This is a genomic window from Pseudoalteromonas sp. TB51, from assembly GCF_000498055.1.
Taxonomy (GTDB): domain Bacteria; phylum Pseudomonadota; class Gammaproteobacteria; order Enterobacterales; family Alteromonadaceae; genus Pseudoalteromonas; species Pseudoalteromonas atlantica.
Window position 1 is genome coordinate 1 of the sequence record NZ_AUTO01000065.1, and the last position, 17,886, is coordinate 17,886.

The 17,886-nt window shown below is 41.0% G+C and carries 14 protein-coding genes and 2 pseudogenes; 8 read left to right on the top strand and 8 right to left on the bottom strand.

From position 1 onward, the window contains the following. The 4 genes and pseudogenes from L650_RS0102370 to yceD all read right to left on the bottom strand — a co-directional run. On the bottom strand, positions 1-228 hold a 228-nt coding region (locus L650_RS0102370; protein WP_029772048.1), incomplete at its 3' end, for an ACP S-malonyltransferase. Positions 229-281: 53 nt separating this feature from the next. Beyond that, positions 282-1,321: pseudogene (plsX, locus tag L650_RS0102375) on the bottom strand (phosphate acyltransferase PlsX). Positions 1,322-1,332: 11 nt separating this feature from the next. After that, complete coding sequence (gene rpmF / locus L650_RS0102380) at positions 1,333-1,503, bottom strand: 50S ribosomal protein L32 (RefSeq protein ID WP_004587686.1); 171 nt, start codon at positions 1,501-1,503, stop codon at positions 1,333-1,335. Positions 1,504-1,513: 10 nt separating this feature from the next. After that, on the bottom strand, positions 1,514-2,038 hold the full coding sequence (gene yceD / locus L650_RS0102385) for a 23S rRNA accumulation protein YceD (RefSeq protein ID WP_004587685.1): 525 nt from the start codon (positions 2,036-2,038) through the stop codon (positions 1,514-1,516). Between the two features lie 131 nt (positions 2,039-2,169). On the opposite strand from yceD, the gene L650_RS0102390 reads away from it, so the two are divergent. Further along, positions 2,170-2,763, top strand: coding sequence for a Maf family protein (locus L650_RS0102390; protein WP_029772049.1), 594 nt, complete (start codon positions 2,170-2,172; stop codon positions 2,761-2,763). Here L650_RS0102390 and L650_RS0102395 read toward each other — a convergent pair. Together L650_RS0102395 and rluC are read right to left on the bottom strand one after the other, a co-directional pair. Further along, positions 2,760-3,419 carry an HAD-IA family hydrolase gene (locus L650_RS0102395; RefSeq protein WP_029772050.1) on the bottom strand — a complete coding sequence of 220 codons (660 nt, stop codon included), beginning with the start codon at positions 3,417-3,419 and terminating at the stop codon, positions 2,760-2,762. The genes L650_RS0102390 and L650_RS0102395 overlap by 4 nt on opposite strands. Beyond that, positions 3,419-4,378, bottom strand: a complete 960-nt coding sequence (rluC, locus tag L650_RS0102400; RefSeq protein WP_004587682.1) for a 23S rRNA pseudouridine(955/2504/2580) synthase RluC — start codon at positions 4,376-4,378, stop codon at positions 3,419-3,421. Before rluC ends, L650_RS0102395 begins: the two co-directional genes overlap by 1 nt. 756 nt (positions 4,379-5,134) lie before the next feature. Here rluC and rne point away from each other — a divergent pair. Next, a complete protein-coding gene (gene rne / locus L650_RS0102405; protein ID WP_029772051.1) occupies positions 5,135-8,413 on the top strand; it encodes a ribonuclease E in 3,279 nt (1,092 codons plus the stop codon). Positions 8,414-8,917: 504 nt separating this feature from the next. On the opposite strand, the gene yejK is transcribed toward rne, so the two are convergent. After that, positions 8,918-9,934 (bottom strand): nucleoid-associated protein YejK, encoded by a 1,017-nt coding sequence (gene yejK / locus L650_RS0102410; RefSeq protein ID WP_029772053.1) that lies wholly within the window; start codon positions 9,932-9,934, stop codon positions 8,918-8,920. 62 nt (positions 9,935-9,996) lie between these two features. Between yejK and L650_RS0102415 the strand changes: the two genes are divergently transcribed. The 6 genes and pseudogenes from L650_RS0102415 to L650_RS0102440 all read left to right on the top strand — a co-directional run bounded on the left by L650_RS0102415 (position 9,997) and on the right by L650_RS0102440 (position 15,770). After that, the gene (locus tag L650_RS0102415) at positions 9,997-10,209 is read left to right on the top strand and encodes a DUF1414 domain-containing protein (RefSeq protein WP_004588923.1); all 213 of its coding nucleotides are present in this window, start codon (positions 9,997-9,999) and stop codon (positions 10,207-10,209) included. A 5-nt stretch (positions 10,210-10,214) separates the two neighbouring features. Then, positions 10,215-11,715: pseudogene (locus L650_RS0102420) on the top strand (DUF3413 domain-containing protein). Positions 11,716-11,797: 82 nt separating this feature from the next. Next, positions 11,798-12,277: a hypothetical protein gene (locus L650_RS0102425; protein ID WP_029772054.1), complete on the top strand. Its 480-nt coding sequence runs from the start codon at positions 11,798-11,800 to the stop codon at positions 12,275-12,277. A 201-nt stretch (positions 12,278-12,478) separates the two neighbouring features. Next, positions 12,479-14,218, top strand: coding sequence for a bifunctional isocitrate dehydrogenase kinase/phosphatase (gene aceK, locus L650_RS0102430; protein ID WP_029772055.1), 1,740 nt, complete (start codon positions 12,479-12,481; stop codon positions 14,216-14,218). Next, complete coding sequence (locus L650_RS0102435) at positions 14,215-15,153, top strand: LysR family transcriptional regulator (protein ID WP_024032602.1); 939 nt, start codon at positions 14,215-14,217, stop codon at positions 15,151-15,153. Before aceK ends, L650_RS0102435 begins: the two co-directional genes overlap by 4 nt. Before the next feature lie 173 nt (positions 15,154-15,326). After that, a complete protein-coding gene (locus tag L650_RS0102440) occupies positions 15,327-15,770 on the top strand; it encodes a ferritin-like domain-containing protein (RefSeq protein WP_004588918.1) in 444 nt (147 codons plus the stop codon). Positions 15,771-16,074: 304 nt separating this feature from the next. Here the strand turns inward: L650_RS0102440 and L650_RS0102445 are convergent. Beyond that, the coding region (locus L650_RS0102445) for a TonB-dependent receptor plug domain-containing protein (RefSeq protein ID WP_029772057.1) at positions 16,075-17,886 on the bottom strand (1,812 nt) is incomplete at its 5' end.

Sequence of the window (17,886 nt, forward strand, 5' to 3'; positions counted from 1 at the left end):
GCGGTAAATTGCCACGCTTGCTGTTAATAAAGCAGGTTGAGTGCGGTGAGTTTGATTAAGTTCTTCTTCTGGGCCATTTAGTACAAGCGCTGCTAAATCGTAGCCAAGTGCGCTTGACGCTTCGCTAAAGGTTGCTTTTACAATGTCAGAGCTCTCTAGTAGCTCGCTTAACATGCCAACGCTTTGTGAGCCCTGACCAGGAAATAGAAGTGCAATTTTTTGTGCCATACTTTGCTCTTTTTAATTAAACAAAAATTTAGTGTAACTACGGCACCTAAACGTTATTCGGCCGCCGAGTTTTTAGAATGTGTTTTTTCGAAAATAGCGGCTATTTTATCTGGAAGTTGACGTTCAACCTCTTTTACCGCTTCATCGATTGCAGCTTGAAATGCTTTTGCTGATGCATTTCCATGGCTTTTAACGACAATACCGCGCAATCCTACCAGAGAAGCGCCGTTATACTGGTCGGGGTTCACCCGATTATAGAGTTTTTTTATGATAGGACTTAAAATAAACGCCATGCATTTGTAAATTAAGTGCTTTTCTAAGGCGCTTGTAAACTTTTTCATGATCAGTTTAGCAATGCCTTCGCAGGTTTTTAATGCAACGTTTCCGACAAACCCTTCACACACAATGACATCGGCTTTACCCGAAAAAATATCACTGCCTTCACTGTAACCCGTGTAATTAATATAAGGGCTTTGCTGCATAAGCTGCGCTGCTTGCTTTATGCCTTCATGGCCTTTTATGTCTTCAGAGCCAATATTAAGTAAACTCACTTTAGGGTTATCGCAGCCAAGAGCTTGGCCTGCTACTACCGAGCCCATAATACCAAATTGATAAAGTATTTCTGAATCACAATGCACATTAGCGCCTAAATCAAGCAGATAAACTGGATTTTTTCGCTCTGTAGGAACGGCCGATATTAATGCGGGGCGTTTAACGCCAGGCAGCATTTTTAATACGTAATGAGCCATAAAAAATAAAGCGCCGGTGTTACCCGAGCTTACACAGGCTTNTGTGCTTCACCCGATTTAACTAAATCAAGGGCGACACGCATAGAGGAGTCTTTTTTTGAACGCACAGCTAAAGCGGGTTCGCAAGCATTAGTGACAACTTCGCTGCAATGGCGAATAATTAAACGTGGGTGTGAAAGTGAATCGAGGGATTCTAATTGTTTAGTAATTACTTGCTCGTTGCCACATAAAATGAGTGTTAAATTGGCATGAGCATTTACTGCGCAAACGGCAGCGGGGATAGATGAACGGGGGCCATAATCGCCCCCCATCATATCTAACGCTATGGTTAGATTAGTCAGCATAAAGCAATCTCTTAGTTAGAAATTACTTGAACGCCTTTGTAGTAACCGTCAGCAGTTACATGGTGACGACGATGAGTCTCACCTGAAGTTTGGTCAACTGTTAAAGTTGGACCGTTGATCGCATCGTGTGAACGGCGCATGCCGCGTCTTGCACGAGACTTTTTGCTTTTTTGTACAGCCATTAGTCTTCTCCTAAGAATCTTTCTTAAGTTGTTTCAAAATATCAAATGGATTTGGTTTATCATCTTCCGCCTTTAGTACACCAAAGCTAGCAGGCTTTGATGAGTAATTGCACGAAGCTTCGTTGTGTGTAGGCACTAATGGCACTGCTAAAATTAGCTCGTCTTCGATTAACTCAAACACGTTAATTTCACCGTTTTCATCAAGCGCTACTTCATCGTAGACTTCAGGAAGATCATCTGACTCAGCATCCAAACCAACAGGCGAATACATAAAGTCTTGATCCAAATCCAACCCTAAATCATCATTACAACGCTGACAAGTTACAGTTACGTGTGTAGACAAATTGCCACTAATCACAACTAAACCTTGCTCATCGGTTTTGCACTGAATTTTTACCGCTATTTCACCTACTTCTTCCTGTACAACACCTCGTAAACGAGCAAGTTTTTCAAGCGGTACAATACCATCGTAAGTTAAACGGTGTTGCGCTGCTTTCCCAGGATGAAGAGTGATGGGAATTTTTACCTTTTGCATAGGGGCTGCATCATATAGATAGTTAATTGGTTAGTCAAAGCAAAAAAGCATTTTTACATGGTTTTTCACGTGTTTTCATTACGGATCTGATTTATCCTAACTCAAACTAATTTTAATTAGGATAATAATTTATGAAGCACCCGCTTATATTAGCGTCAAGCTCGCCATTTAGGCAGTCTTTATTGCAAAAATTTAATCTGCCATTTAGTACTTTTTCGCCTGATATTGACGAAACCGCCATACCAAACGAACCCCCTGAGCAACTTGTTAAGCGCCTAAGCGAGCGCAAAGCGCGTGCCGCTTGCGATCATTTTGTTAAAGGCCTTGCAATAGGCTCCGACCAAGTGGCCGTATTTGATGGGCAAATACTTGGTAAACCTCATAATAAAGAAAACGCCATAAAGCAGCTTTCTTTGTTTAGCGGCCAAACTGTCACATTTTTAACAGGCCTGTGTGTTTACGATATTGCTAGCGATAAAGCAAAAACGTTAATAGAGCCTTTTGAAGTAGTATTTAGAACACTCACCAAAGAGCAAATAGAAGCCTACTGCGATGCAGAGCAGCCTTATAACTGTGCTGGGAGCTTTAAAAGTGAAGGGTTAGGGATTTGCTTATTTGAAAAATTAAACGGAGACGATCCTAATAGCTTAATAGGCTTGCCTCTTATTAAACTCAGCCAGCTATTGGCTGAGTTTAATCTCGACATACTCGCCGCTCAACCTTAGCCAAGTAGTATGCGTTGCAGCTGCTGGTAATTATCAACGGTTGCAACGGGGCTAAACTCACTTAACTGCGCTGCACTGTGCACGCCCATGGTAACGCCAATTCTATCTATGTTGGCTGCCTGTGCCATGGCCATATCTATTTTTGTATCCCCAATCATGAGTGCTTCGTCGGCATTTATTGCTAATTCAGCTAATAGTTGTTCAAGCATATCGGGAGAAGGTTTAGAGCGCGCTTCATCGCTTGTGCGCGTGGCACTAAAGTAATGCCCTAACTGAGTTTGCTCTAATAAACGCATTAAACCATCACGCCCTTTACCGGTGGCAATCGCTAAAATAACCCCTTGTGCTTTTAACGCACTTAGTACATTTTCTACATTATCAAATACAGGAGTGGCAGTCGTATCAACACGGTATTGCTGTTTATAGCCGTTAATTAATGCGGGATGGTGCGCTACGTCCTCAGGAAATAGCACCTCAATAGCAAGTTCAAGTGACATACCAATAATATTTTTAATTGCAGTGTCGCTCGGCGGCTCAATATTAAGCGCCAGCGCACTGTGACGAGTACAATTAACAATTTTGCTAATTGAGTCCATTACAGTGCCATCCCAATCAAAAATAACCAGTTTATATTTTTTTAATACAGCGGTGGTCATTACGCTTTAGCATCTCTTAATTTTAAAATACAACTTTTAAGTGCGTTATCAAGCGGCGCCTCTACGCGCATGGTAGTTTCGTTTTTAGGGTGATAAAAGCTTAAATCGTGGGCGTGTAAAAATAAGCGGTTTAAGCCTATTTTGCGCATTGATACATCAAACCCTTGGTCGCCGTATTTATCATCGCATGCAATAGGGTGGCCTTTACACTGTGTATGAACACGAATTTGGTGAGTACGTCCAGTCACAGGTGAGGCTTGCACTAACGAACACTCGTTAAAACGCTCAAGTACTCTAAAGCGAGTATGTGAAGGTTTACCTTCGTTATTGTCTACACGCACCACGCGCTCGCCCGACTTAAGGGTGTTTTTACGTAGCCCTTCGGTTACATTTTTAACCGACGAATCCCACTGCCCTGTTACCAACGCCCAGTAATTTTTTTCCATTGTTTTTTCACGAAGCTGCTCATGCAATGCGGTAAGTACCGAGCGACGCTTTGAAATTAATAAACACCCCGATGTGTCTCTATCAAGCCTATGAACTAACTCTAAACTGCGCTCATCTGGGCGTAATACGCGTAGTGCTTCTATTAAACCGTAGCTTAAACCACTGCCGCCATGTACAGCCATGCCCGAGGGTTTATTAATTACAATAAGGTATTTATCTTCAAAGAGTATTGCGTCTTCTAATTGCTTCACTTTATCGAGCTTTTTAGGCACAAACTCTTCGCGCTCTGCTACTTTAATTGGCGGAATACGCACTACATCATCAAGCTGTAATTTGTAAACTGGCTTAATACGCTTTTTATTAACGCGTACCTCACCTTTGCGTAAAATTTTATAAACAGCGCTTTTAGGCACCCCTTTTAAATGGGTAATAAGAAAGTTATCAATACGCTGACCTAAATGGTCTTCGTTGATTGTGACAAAAGTTACTTGTAAGCCGGTTTTTTCTGACATTGCCTAATCACTGATTTAAGTAAAATAATTTAGTTGCTAACACGGTTATAATAGTGGGATAATCAGCAGCGCAAATATTTAGTATTTGCAAATAACAACGGTGCTTTTTAACACATTAAAACATTCGTGATGCACATTCTGGGTAGCCGATCATACAGATCCGAGTTAAGTTTTCCAAAGCTTTTATGCCTACTCAGTTAACACGTGCGATCAACTAACAGTAATGCGCGTAATATATTACTGGTTAAGTTTGAACATGAATTTACATTTAATGTAAAAATAAAAGCAATGAACAAATAATTTGTTTGATAGTGACGACGTAAAAACGTTGTTCAGCATTTGCTCACACGTAGTACCGTATAGCAGCTTATTTAGAACTAAAAATCTAGCAAATAAGCGTTTATTAACATTCGGCAGCGAACTTTGCTCGCAAGTACTTAGAAAATACTCATCGTATTTAAGTTACTTAACGAGCCCTACGCGCCTAACATAAACGTACTAAAAAGATTGATATGACAGGCCAACTTCTGGGTAAAACTTGTAAAGAGCATAAGAGCCGACAGTTTTAGCACCATAAAGAATTTAATAACGTAAGCGTACGTTATTGTTAGCCAGCATTTAAAAAATACTGCATACACATTACAGAGCGTTCCGTTACAGACCCAGTCGTGAGGCTGCACATTCTAAAAAAAGGAACAACTGAACAGGCGAACACGTTTCGTCATGTCAGCGACAAAAAATAAGTAGAGTAACAATATGAAACGTATGCTAATCAATGCAACGCAGCAAGAAGAAATGCGCGTAGCACTGGTTGACGGCCAGCGCCTATATGATTTAGATATAGAAAGCCCAGGTCACGAACAGAAAAAAGCCAATATTTATAAAGGCAAAATCACACGCATTGAACCCTCTTTAGAAGCGGCTTTCGTAGATTACGGCGCCGATCGTCATGGTTTCCTTCCTTTAAAAGAAATTGCCCGTACTTACTTCCCACAAGGTTACACTTTTCATGGACGCCCAAATATTCGCGACGTGATTAAAGAAGGCCAAGAAGTAATTGTACAAGTTGATAAAGAAGAGCGAGGCCAAAAAGGCGCAGCACTTACTACTTTTATCAGCGTAGCGGGTAGCTACTTAGTGCTAATGCCAAACAACCCTCGTGCAGGCGGTATTTCTCGTCGTATTGAAGGCGATGAGCGTACAGACCTTAAAGAAGCACTTAGCCGTTTAGAACTTCCTAAAGGTATGGGCTTAATTGTACGCACAGCAGGTGTTGGCAAATCGTTTGAAGAATTAAACTACGATTTAAAAGCACTTTTAGTCCATTGGGATGCAATTCAACAAGCAGCCGACAGTGCTAAAGCACCGTTTTTGATTCACCAAGAAAGCAATGTGATTTTCCGCGCTATTCGCGATTATTTACGTCGTGATATTGGTGAAATATTAATTGATAAACCACGTGTATTTGAAGAAGCTAAAGCGCACATTGAGCGTTTTCGCCCTGACTTTATGAGCCGCGTAAAGCTTTATCAAGGCGACACGCCATTGTTTACGCATTACCAAATTGAAAGCCAAATTGAGTCTGCGTTCCAACGTGAAGTACGTTTGCCTTCAGGTGGTTCAATTGTAATTGACCCAACAGAAGCGCTTACCTCTATTGATATCAACTCGTCTAAAGCAACAAAAGGCGGAGATATCGAAGAAACAGCACTGAATACTAACTTAGAAGCGGCTGATGAAATTGCCCGTCAATTACGTCTTCGCGACTTAGGTGGCTTAATTGTTATCGACTTTATCGATATGACACCGCCACGCCATCAGCGTGAAGTAGAAAACCGCTTAAAAGATGCCGCTCGTCCAGATCGTGCGCGTGTACAAATTGGTAAAATTTCGCGCTTTGGTTTACTTGAAATGTCGCGCCAGCGTTTGCGTCCTTCACTAGGTGAAGCAAGCCAAGGCCCATGTCCGCGTTGTAGTGGCCAAGGTACTATTCGTTCTAACGAGTCTATCGCCTTGTCTATTTTGCGTTTAATTGAAGAAGAAGCAATTAAAGACAACACAGCACAAGTAAATGCACAAGTGCCTGTAGCGGTTGCCGCTTATTTATTAAACGAGCAGCGCAGAAGCGTTCATCGTATTGAAAAACATCATAAATGTGATGTGGTTATTATTCCTAATCAACACATGGAAACACCACACTACGAAGTGATGCGTTTACGTAAAGACGAAACACTAGAAACAGTAAGTTACGAGCAAGTAGTTGCACCTGAGCCAGAGTCATTCGAAATGGCTAAACCAGCAGCTGCGCCTGTTCGTGAAGAGCCGATGCTTAAAGGTGTTGTTATGCCTTCAACGCCAGCGCCACAAGCTAAAGTAGACAAACCAGCAGCGCCTGTTGCTGTACCTAAGGTTGAAGGTGGCCTATTGGCTGCTATTGGTAATTGGTTTAAGTCGTTATTTGCTGGTGAAAGCGAAGAAGAAAAGCAAGCAAAAGAAAAAGCTGAGCAAGAAAAGCAACAGCAAACACGTAATAACAATCGCCGTGGTAACAGTGACAACCGTCGCCGCAATAACAACCAGCGTCGTCGTAATAACTCTCGCTCTAAACCTCGTGGTGAACGCCCTGCTGAAGAAGAAGTGAAAACTGAATCTACCGCGAACGAAAGCCAAGAGAAAAACGAGAACCGCAATAAGCGCCGTCGTAATCCTAACTCGCGTAAGCGTAACGATAACCGTAATAACGACAATCGTAATGCAGACAAAGAGCAAGTTAAAACAGACGTAAAAGCGAATGAAACTGAGGCTAAGCAAAGCACTGAGCCTAAAGAGCAGAAGCCAAAAGTTCGCCGTCAACGTCGTAATGTTCGCAAAAAAGTACGTATCCAAGATGAAAATACTGAGCAAGTAAAAGCATCTGATACGACTGAGCAAGCGCAGCAAAGCACTGAAACAGCTAAAGTAGAGCAGCCTAAAGAGCAAGCGCCAGCAGCAAAGCAAACTGCAAATGAGCAAAAGTCAGAGCAAACAAAACCTGCACCTGTGAAAGAGCAAGCGCCTAAGGCACAACCTGAGCAAGAAGAAAAGCCAATAGCTGCAGCGTCAACTGACGAAGCAAACTCTGAAGATGAGCAAGGGCAAACACGTACGCGTTCACGCCGTTCTCCTCGTCACCTTCGCGCTTCGGGCCAGCGTCGCCGTCGTCCTGAACAAGGTGAAGCTACAGAAGAAAAAGCAGATGAAGCACCGGCATTTGTGCCAGTAGCAGATCAAGCTGCCGCTGAGTATGAGGCAGAGCTAAAAGCAAAAGCTGAACAGCCAACCTCAAACGATGCATCAGAAAATGTTGAGCAAGCGTTAGCTGTAGAAGATTTAGCTAAAGTTGAAGCTGCTCCTAAAGCAGAGCAACCAACAGCCAATGACGATGCAGTACAAACTGTTGACCCTGAAACAGCTGAAGAGCCAGTTGTTGTTACTGAGCAACCAATAACAACATCTGAGCCTGTGAAATCAGAGCCTGAAGTAGCTGAGCAACCAGCAACACCAGAGCCTGTTAAGCCAGAGCCTGAAGTAGTTGAGCAACCAGCGAAACCTGAGCCTGTAAAAGCAGAGCCTGAAGTAGCAGAACAACCAGCAATACCAGAGCCTGTTAAAGCTGAGCCTGAAGTAGCTGAGCAACCAGCAACACCAGAACCTGTTAAAGCAGAGCCTGAAGTAGTTGAGCAACCAGCGAAACCTGAGCCTGTTAAAGCAGAGCCTGAAGTAGCTGAGCAACCAGCGAAACCTGAGCCTGTTAAAGCAGAGACTGAAGTAGCTGAGCAAAAAGATGCCAATGCAAAAACGGTTATTAGCAAAGGGGCTGCAAGCGCACCTATGGCTCAACCGACACCAGTTGCTGATAGCGACATAAAGCATACATCAGTTGCCATGGCACACGATAAACGTGAGTTAGTCCCTGATAGTGGCTTACGCGCAGGGTCAATTAAACCTGCAGGTCGTGCTAATTCAGACATGACTAAAACAATGAGTGCTGAGTAACCCTTAGCCTCATTAAAAAAAGCCGCGCTATGTAAAAATAGCGCGGCTTTTTTGTTTTAATACCTGTCTTGTCCTGAAAGATATTTTCTCATTTGCTCCTCTTTCGCTTCTCTTTGTGCAATAGATCTTCATGTGTTTTTATTAGTAAAAAATTAAAAAAACCAAACGCTGATTCTCGCGTGAGCAAGCTTCACGCCTACGGGCGAAATTTCATACAGTGAATTTTAAATTGTACACTCAGCTTGTTGGCGTGATGGGCAAACCCCTTAATAAACACATATTCACAAAGAGGATAAGAGACGCTGCGCTTTTAGAGTGAGTAATAAAGCTAAACAAGCTAATTTGAAAGAGCTAATAAACAATAGCTTGTATTTTCTCATTTACTCCTCTTTCACTTCTCTTTGTGCAATAGATCTTTAAGTGGTTTTACTACCTAGCAAAAATAAAAAAAGCGCGATAAAAATATCGCGCTCTTAAATCGGCTTTTAACTAGATCAAATGAGTTTATTCGCTTTCATTTTCCATAAAGCGCTGTAACTGATCTTTTAAGTTTGGTGGAATGCCTTTAATAACCAGTGTATCGGTCGCTTCATTGTAAGTTACGCGCTCACCTAAATGTTTACGCTCAAAACTAACACTAACACCGCCCCCTAAACCCGAAAACTTAACCATACTGGTCACCGTTTTTTTATCGACCGGGAAAGAGTCTTCTAAATCGTAGCTTTGCTCTTTGCAAAAGTTATCAAACGGACTATCGTCACCTTTCGTTAGCGTAGCCGAAAGCTCAGTAACGCTTGCATCTTCACCCGTGGTCACACAATCGTTACAGTAATCAAATACTTGCTTACGTAATTTGTCTTTTTCTGATTTATCGAATGATTGCTCCGATAAATAGTCTTCAACGGCATTAAGCATCACTTGGCTTTGCTGTTTAGGGTCTATGCCCTCTTCACAACCTAAAAAGTCTAAGAAAAAGTCTGCTACTTTTCGCCCTGCTCGCCCTTTAATAAAAGAGATATAGCGATTGTCGTCAGCTTGAGTATCCCACGCGGTTAAATCGATACGTGCAGCTAGTTGCATGCGCGATATATCTAAGTGGCGCGACGCTGCTAAATCAAGTTCAGAGGTCATGCTGTAGTGCTCTTTAATATTGATCATAGCTATTAGCATGTAATCAGTAGCCACATACTGATAATGACAAAATACTAAGTAGCCTGTTTCGCTAAAGGCATATTTATCTAACTCTTCTTTTAAAACAGTGGATGCCTGCTCGGTCATGTGCCAAAAGCCTAACTCGTCATTACGATAGCTTTGCATTGCCGAGGCTACAACACTGTTTTTATCGCCACTAAATGCACAGTAACCTTTACCTGGCTTTGAGTTGTATGCATGATGAAGTTGTTCGATAAAAACAGCGACTTTATCGTTTATCACCATTTCATCGTTTCGTAGGTGAATTTGCGTATCGTCGTCTTTTTTGTCTACATAATGAACGACTAATTTTTTAACGTCTGTTGTCATCTTTGTTTTTCACGCCTCTGGTGTTAAAATACGAGAATATAACTCTTTTATTGAACCAACTGATGCCAATCTTATCAAAATACTCTAATGAAGAAGTAGAACAAATCGTCGATCAGCTCATTGATGTGCTAACGCAACACAATGCGCCGGTTGATTTAAGCCTTATGTGTTTAGGAAATTCTATCACGCATATCCTAAAAGAGCATGTACCTGCAGGGAAAAGACAAGCCGTAACTGAGAACTTTGCAAAAGCACTTGCTCAGTCGGTTAAATAAATTATATGAATTTATCGCAGCACAATCAGTTTTCGTCAAAAGCGAGTCAGTTATTAAGTTGGGGCCACTGGTTCACTTTTGCAAATATTGGTTTAGCGCTTTTTATTAGCCTAAGCTTTTTATTTGCAGATTCACCGCCAACTAGCTTTATGGGTATTACCTATATGTTAGTGACGTGGTTAAGCCATACGAGCTTTATCGCTTTTTTAGCATTTGTGCTGACGGTATTTCCTTTAAGCTTAGTGTTTCCCTACCCTCGACATATTCGAGGTATGGCTGNCTGCCGTTATTGCTACGCTTGGGGCGTCTATTTTAACGCTTGATGCGTATGTATACGTTAATCTGGGCTATCATTTAAGTTCCTCTGCGCTACCGGAAATCATTTCCTTACTGTGGCACCGTCTAACTAGCTCGCCTGCCCTTACTACATTGCTAGCCGGGGGGATTGTTTTACTCATTTTAGGCTTCCAGTTAGTTGTAAGTAACTATACATGGCAGCGCTTAGCGCGTTTAAAACAACTTAAGTTTGCCCGTTTTGCCAGCTCGTTTTTAGTGTTGTGTTTTGCACTTAGCCACAGTATTCACATTTGGGCAGATGCAAATTTAAAGTTTGATATAACGAAGCAAGATAACGTTTTACCGCTGTCGTACCCTACGACCGCTAAAAGCTTATTAGCAAAAAATGATTTGCTCGACATTGAAAGCTATAAACAAGCTCACAATGTAAGAATTAATAACCAAAATATTAATTACCAAATACCTGCGCCAATGCAAAAATGTGAAGATTACACTGCACAGCAAGTCGATATTTTTGTATTTGATACCAACGAGCAGTTAAAACGCTTTGTTGCCAAGCATAAAAACCTACATAAAACTGATCAGTTTTTACAGCCAACACACCATGGCGATAGCTTGTTTAGTTTAGTGTATGGCTTACCTTCTTTTTATAAAATGGCTATTTTATCAGAGCAAACCTTACCCGCGTGGCAAAGTCAGCGCAGAAGCATAGAGCTTGCTGGAATTGAAAAGCTAAACTTTATAAACGATCAAGCGCATTCAAACAGCGCAATTAAAATCATTAAAGGTGAAGATAATCCGTCTCCTCGCAGTGACGACACCCATATTTTTGCGTTTAGCTTAGCTAATAATAGCTCGGAAGTAGTTACATCATCGGTTTTATATAGCTCAGATAAGAGAATAGCCAAGGTAGATGGGCTTATTCAACCCAGTGATATTATTGCAACCAGTGTAGGCCAATACTTAAACTGTAAGTCTGTGGTTAAACAAACCATGCTAGGTGAAAACCTGTATAAGAAAAAAACGGACACTGGCGTTAATTACTCGCAAGGCGTAGTTATTGCTTACAAAAAAGATAGAATTACGCTAATAGATTCAGACGGTAACTATAAAAATATATCTGCCGCTGAAGGTTTTTCTATTGAGCAAAGCCTCGATATCCCGTTTTTAGTACAAAGTATTAAAAAGCTAAAAACCTACACACAATAGCCCTATCCCTTAACCTAGCTTGCTATAACACCAAGCTAGGTTATATTTACTAAATCATAGTAAACGCTCAGGGATGAACTTAATGCAAAAACACACACTTTTTTTATGCGCAGTAATGGTATGCCCACTTTCTCTGCATGCGCAAAATGCCACAACTTACTATAAATGCGTGACAAAAAACGGCACTATCTTTTCGCAATTCCCTTGTAACGATAACGCTACCGCCTACACAATTAATACAGTATCGGGAATTAATACTGCACCGGCACAAGATTACACAAAAGAGCTAAACGCATTAGAGCGCGAACGGATTGTGCTTGACCTGCAAGCTGAGCTGAGAAGTAATACTAATAAATTAGCGATTATAAAACGTAAAAAAGACCGCGCAGAATACAACCAGCAACAGCGCCTCAACCGTATTTTAGATGACGAGGACAAAAAGTTAATTAGCAAAGATATTACCAAGCAATTAAAAATAATAAATAAAGATCATAAAAAGCAAACCACCGAAATTGAAAAGCGCATTAAAAAGTTAGAGAAAAAAATAGCTTCCTACCAATAACTTAGCTTTTGCCATCACACTCAATTATGCTTTAAGCTAAAAGTATAAAAACTGAGAATATTTATCTTGGTTTTAAACTTAAAATAACATAACCTTAACAACTATAGAGTTAAAGCTCTAACGTGTATAACACTACAGCACCACTAACATTTATAAATGCTGTACTAAAATCGTTATATACACTTTTTTTAAGGAGTGTTTATGCAGCCACGCCACATAGCTGAATTAATTTTAACGGGTTTTAAAAAGCATTATCAGCTGTTTCAAAAAACCACCGCCCAAGCCCCGCTTGCTTTTGCAAAGCGCGATTGGCAGCAAATTAATGAAATTAGTAAACTGCGTATTAGTTACTACGATGACAGAGTAAACGAAACCACTAGAGCATTAAAACGAGCACAGTTAACTGAGCAATTAGATGAGCAGCTTTGGCTTGAAGTAAAAATACTGTACCAACGCTTTTTATGCTTTCATCCTCAAGCTGAACTTGCCGAAACATTTTATAACTCAGTATTTTGCCGTTTGTACCACAGACGCTATTTTCATAACGACTTTATATTTGTACAAGCCACATTAAAAGATGCCCCTGCCATTCCTGTTGAGGCAGAGTACCGCAGCTACTTTCCAGTGGTTGATGGTTTAAAGCCCACAATAAAACGCATTATTGAGCATTTTGATTTTAAAGCCCCGTTTGTAAATTTAGAGCGGGATATACGTTTGCTCGTAAAGGCATTTTACAAACAAGCGCCCGACACTCACCACCAGCCTTGGCAAATGCGCTTTGATATTTTGCACACCCCTTTTTATCGTAATAAAGCTGCTTACATAGTCGGCCGAGTGGTCTCTCAAAGCGGTGTGCAGCCTTTTATTATTGCGGTACTGCACCATGAAGATAAAGGCTTATACCTCGATGCGCTATTAACCAAATCATCGCAAATGCGGGTGATTTTTGGCTTTGCACGGGCTTATTTTATGGTTGAAACCCATGCGCCCTCAGCCATGGTGCGGTTTTTAAATCAACTTATGCCTAATAAAACACTCGCTGAGCTTTATAATGCCATTGGGTTTCATAAACAAGGTAAGACAGAGTTTTACCGTGAATTTTTACATCACTTGTCTCACTCAGACGATAACTTTATTATAGCGCCAGGCACACCAGGCATGGTGATGATGGTATTTACGCTGCCCTCTTTTGGCTATGTATTTAAAGTCATTAAAGATAAGTTTGGCGAAAGCAAACCGTTTGGCCGCGAGACCGTGCTTAAACGCTATCAACTGGTAAAAAGCCATGATCGGGTTGGCCGCATGGCTGATACCATAGAATACTCTAACGTCGTATTTCCTTTGGCACGCTTTGATAGTAATTTACTGGCACAGCTACATAAAACCATTGGCTCATCTATGGTAGTTGAAGGCCCGTGGCTTATTATCAAGCATTTATATATTGAAAGGCGCATGACACCGCTTAATTTATTTTTAGAAAACGCCAGCGAAGAAAGTGCTGCCGATGCAATAGAAGAGTACGGCCAAGCACTTAAAGAAATGATTGCGGTAAATATTTTCCCAGGCGATATGCTGCTTAAAAACTTTGGGGTAAGCAAACACAAGCGCATTATTTTTTACGACTACGATGAGGTTCAATACCTAACAGATATGAACTTTAGGGCGTTACCTAAGGCCAAAAGCTATGATGATTACTTAACAGATGAACAAAGTTACTCAGTTGCGCCGCAAGATGTTTTTCCTGAGCAACTTTGTACCTTTGTTATGCCAAACCCAAAGTACAAACAGTTTTTGCTCAGTACACACCCCGAGCTTGTTGATGTTAGTTTTTGGAAGCAAGCTCAGCAAAATATAAAAAAGGGTCATGTTAGTCACATATACCCATACCCGACAGCACAACGCTTTATTCATCACTGGCAAGCGTTAAAGGACACACAATGAACATAAGTAAAATAGATTTAAATTTGCTGGTTTACCTCGACACCCTATTACGTGAGTGTAACGTAACCCGCGCCGCTAACCAGTTAAGTATTACTCAACCAGCTATGAGTAACGGCCTTAAGCGTTTAAGAAACTTGTTTAACGATCCAATTTTGGTACGTACCAGTGAAGGTATGGTCCCCACAGAGCGTGCTATAGAGCTGCAACCGGTTATTCGCGGTATATTAATGACCCTAGAAGAAACTCTCGCACCTAATCGCGAATTTGAAGCCAGCCAAAGTAAACGTGTATTTAGAATAATGGCCAGTGACTATGCAGCCAGTACATTAGCGCCAAAGCTTTTAAGTAAACTTCATGAAGAAGCGCCCGATACAACCTTAGATATACTTACGCCTAGTGATGTAACGTTTCATGATGTTGAAAATGGTAAAGTGGATATGGCAATTAACCGCTTTGAAAACCTTCCGCAATCTTTTCATCATAAACGTATATGGAAAGACAGCTTTTGCTGCTTAGTAAAAGCCGACAACCCAATTATCGAAAACTTTAGCCTAGACAGCTATTTAAAAGCCCGCCACATATGGGTAAGTAAAACCGGCTTTGGGGTTGGCGTAGGAATGGACCCTAAAGACGTACAAAAGCTAGGTTGGGTAGATGAAGCACTTGCCCATTTTGGTAAACACCGAAATATTGCTACGTTTACCCGTAATTACCACGTAGCCATTCATTTAGCAAAAGAGCAAAATTTAGTGGCGACCTTACCTTCAAAGGCTGCCAATATTTACTTAGATGATGCAGGCCTTAAAATTTTAGAGCCTCCATTTCCTATACCGCCTTTTGAACTAGATATGATTTGGAGCCCTTTACTGCATCGCGATGCAAGTCATATATGGTTACGCCAAAAAGTAGCCGAAGTGGCGGATGAGCTTAAATAACCTTATTACAAAAGCCATGTAAAATTTGCGAGGTTATTTTATTTTAAATAGCCTTGCAGTTTGAATATAAATAAAATAGCTAACTATTTCAGCATGTTAAAAATTAAAATAAAACTGGAATGGCCTTTGCTCTATTTACTATGAAACTTAAATTCATGTAAAGAGAGGTCATTATGAATACCCATCAAGGAACAGAAGCAACTCATATTACTGACATCATCCAAGTAATGAACAGTGGCATTGATTTTTATCAAAAAGCGCAAGAGAAAGTTGAAGACCCAGCCATTGGCGCATTATTTCAACGCATGATTGACGCACGAAAAGTAAGTGTTGAGCGCTTACAACCTTATGCAGTTAACGAAAAAGGTGAGCGTGAAGACGGCTCTTCTTTTGCTGTAGAAGCACGCAGAGCTTACACAGCCCTACTCACTTCGTTTAGTTCTCATAACGATAAAACATACGTTAAAGAGCTTGAAGAGGTAGAAGATAAAACACTTGAAGAAATTAAAGCAGCGATGGATAAACCACAGCCAGCCGACTGTGAAGCAGCCTTAGCGAAAACCTTGCTAACGATGCAAAGCTGCCACACCGAAATGAGTCGTATGCAAAAGCATTAATTTTCAATTGCATATATTTAAAACCCAGCCTAGCCGCTGGGTTTTTTATTATTACAACGTCCAGTTTAAACCCTGCTATGTATAACCAAGTCCAAAATGCCTCATTTAGTATTATCAAAGCCATACAGGGGGTATACCAATCCGAAATAATGTTTAATTAAGCGAATTGGTATACTTTAACGCTGAGGTAAGGCGTTGCACAATAAAATAAATCGCGGTTTACAGATAAATACGGAAAAGGCTAAATACAAAAAAAGGGCCTTACGGCCCTTTGAACTTAAATAACATAAGGGAGTGTTATTTATTAAAAACGGTATTCTGCGCCTACATAGTAATAAGCACCATTAAAGCCAAATGGCGCTGAACGGCGAGAGTATTCAAATACCCCATCGCTGCTTACAATCGTATTGCCATTTGAATCTACAATTGTGCCCGAGCGTGAGTTACCAATGGTGTTTTTATCTGGATACACGTCAAATAAGTTATTTGCACCAATATTTACAGATAAATCTTCAGTCACGAAGTAGTTAACTTTAACGTCAGTTAAAATTTCTGCTCCGTAGGTTTGGCGCCCGCCATCTTCTACTGTGTATTCACCAAAGCGGTTAAGTGAAAGGTTTACAGTCCAATCACCACGCTGGTAAAGCGCACTTAAGTTGATGCGATCTTCTGGTTGCCACTCTTCAATAATTGAAATTTCTTGATCAGAGAAAACATCTTCAACCGGTACGGTTTCAAGCCCTGAGCCCGATGGCGTAAATAACGATACCACCTCAGTTTCAGTAAAGTTAGCTGCTAAAGTAAAATCAAGCGTGCCGCCTAATCCCTCGGTATTCCAAGTAGCTACAAAATCAATTCCCGAAGTTTCGGTATCTGCACCATTTAAGAAAAACTGCCCTGCACCTGCGCCTGAGCTGATTAATGCAGCATCTAGGCTTGAAGAAAGCCCTTTACCTAAACGGTTACTAATTACTATGCGGTCGTCAATATCAATTGAGTAGTAATCCACAGTAACATTAATGTTATCCGTCACGTTGTAGACAATACCTAAGCTGCGGTTTTGCGATTTTTCTTCTTTAAGTTTTGGAATACCTAAACTTTGTGCAAGGGTTGAATCGTTTCTGAATGTACCTACTTCTTCAGCAACTAATGAGCCGTCTTCAGCCACAACAAATTGTGTGCTGATATTGTTAAAATACAATTGCTGCATTGATGGCGCTCTAAAGCCTGAGCTTAATGCACCACGCAGTGACACATCATCAGTAATTGCCCAGTTACCCGCAAGCTTAAAGTTTACCGTGTCGCCAAAGCCTTTGTAATTATCATAACGCAGTGCGCCTGATAAAATGACATCTTCAATTAGGTAGGTTTCTGCATCAAGGTAAAACGAAATTACATCGCGTGACTCATCAACCGATGATGCCGGCGAAGAACCACCAAAACCTTGCGTGCCGCCAGAGGCATCTTCAGAGCCTACACCGCCACTTAAACCACTATAAATACTTACCCCATCAAGGGTGTCGTAATCACGATAAGCATATTCGCTGCCCTCTAAAATACGGTATTCATCGGTACGAATTTCTGCACCCATAGCCAGTGAGTAGTCATCAAAGTTTTGCGTAAAATCTATATTAATGGTTTGCAGTGATAACTCCATGCCATAGGCATAGGCTTCACGTGGAATAGTACTGCGAATATCAGCGGCACTTAAACCTTGCTCGTAACGTAAAAAGTTAGCGTACGAGGCATTAATTGTGTCACTTGTTGTGTAATCAATGCTGTTTTCACCGTAGGTGTACGATACATCTAAACTTGCATCGTTATCAAAATCGGTTTTGTAACCAAAGTTGTAAGAAATATCATCAATTGTGGTATTAATTTTAGGTAAAAAGCCTAACGGGATAGTTGCATCGTTATCTTGCAAAACAGGGTTACCGCCCGCATTCGCATTATGACGGAAAAACGCTGCTGATTCGTTATCGCGCGTTGAATAAGTAATAAAGCCATACAGCTCACCATCACCTAACTCATACCCTGTATTAACGGTTAAGCCAAATTGTTGTGAGTCGGCATCACCAATACGAAAAGTGTCTCTGTCGGCGGTCAGTTCACGCGG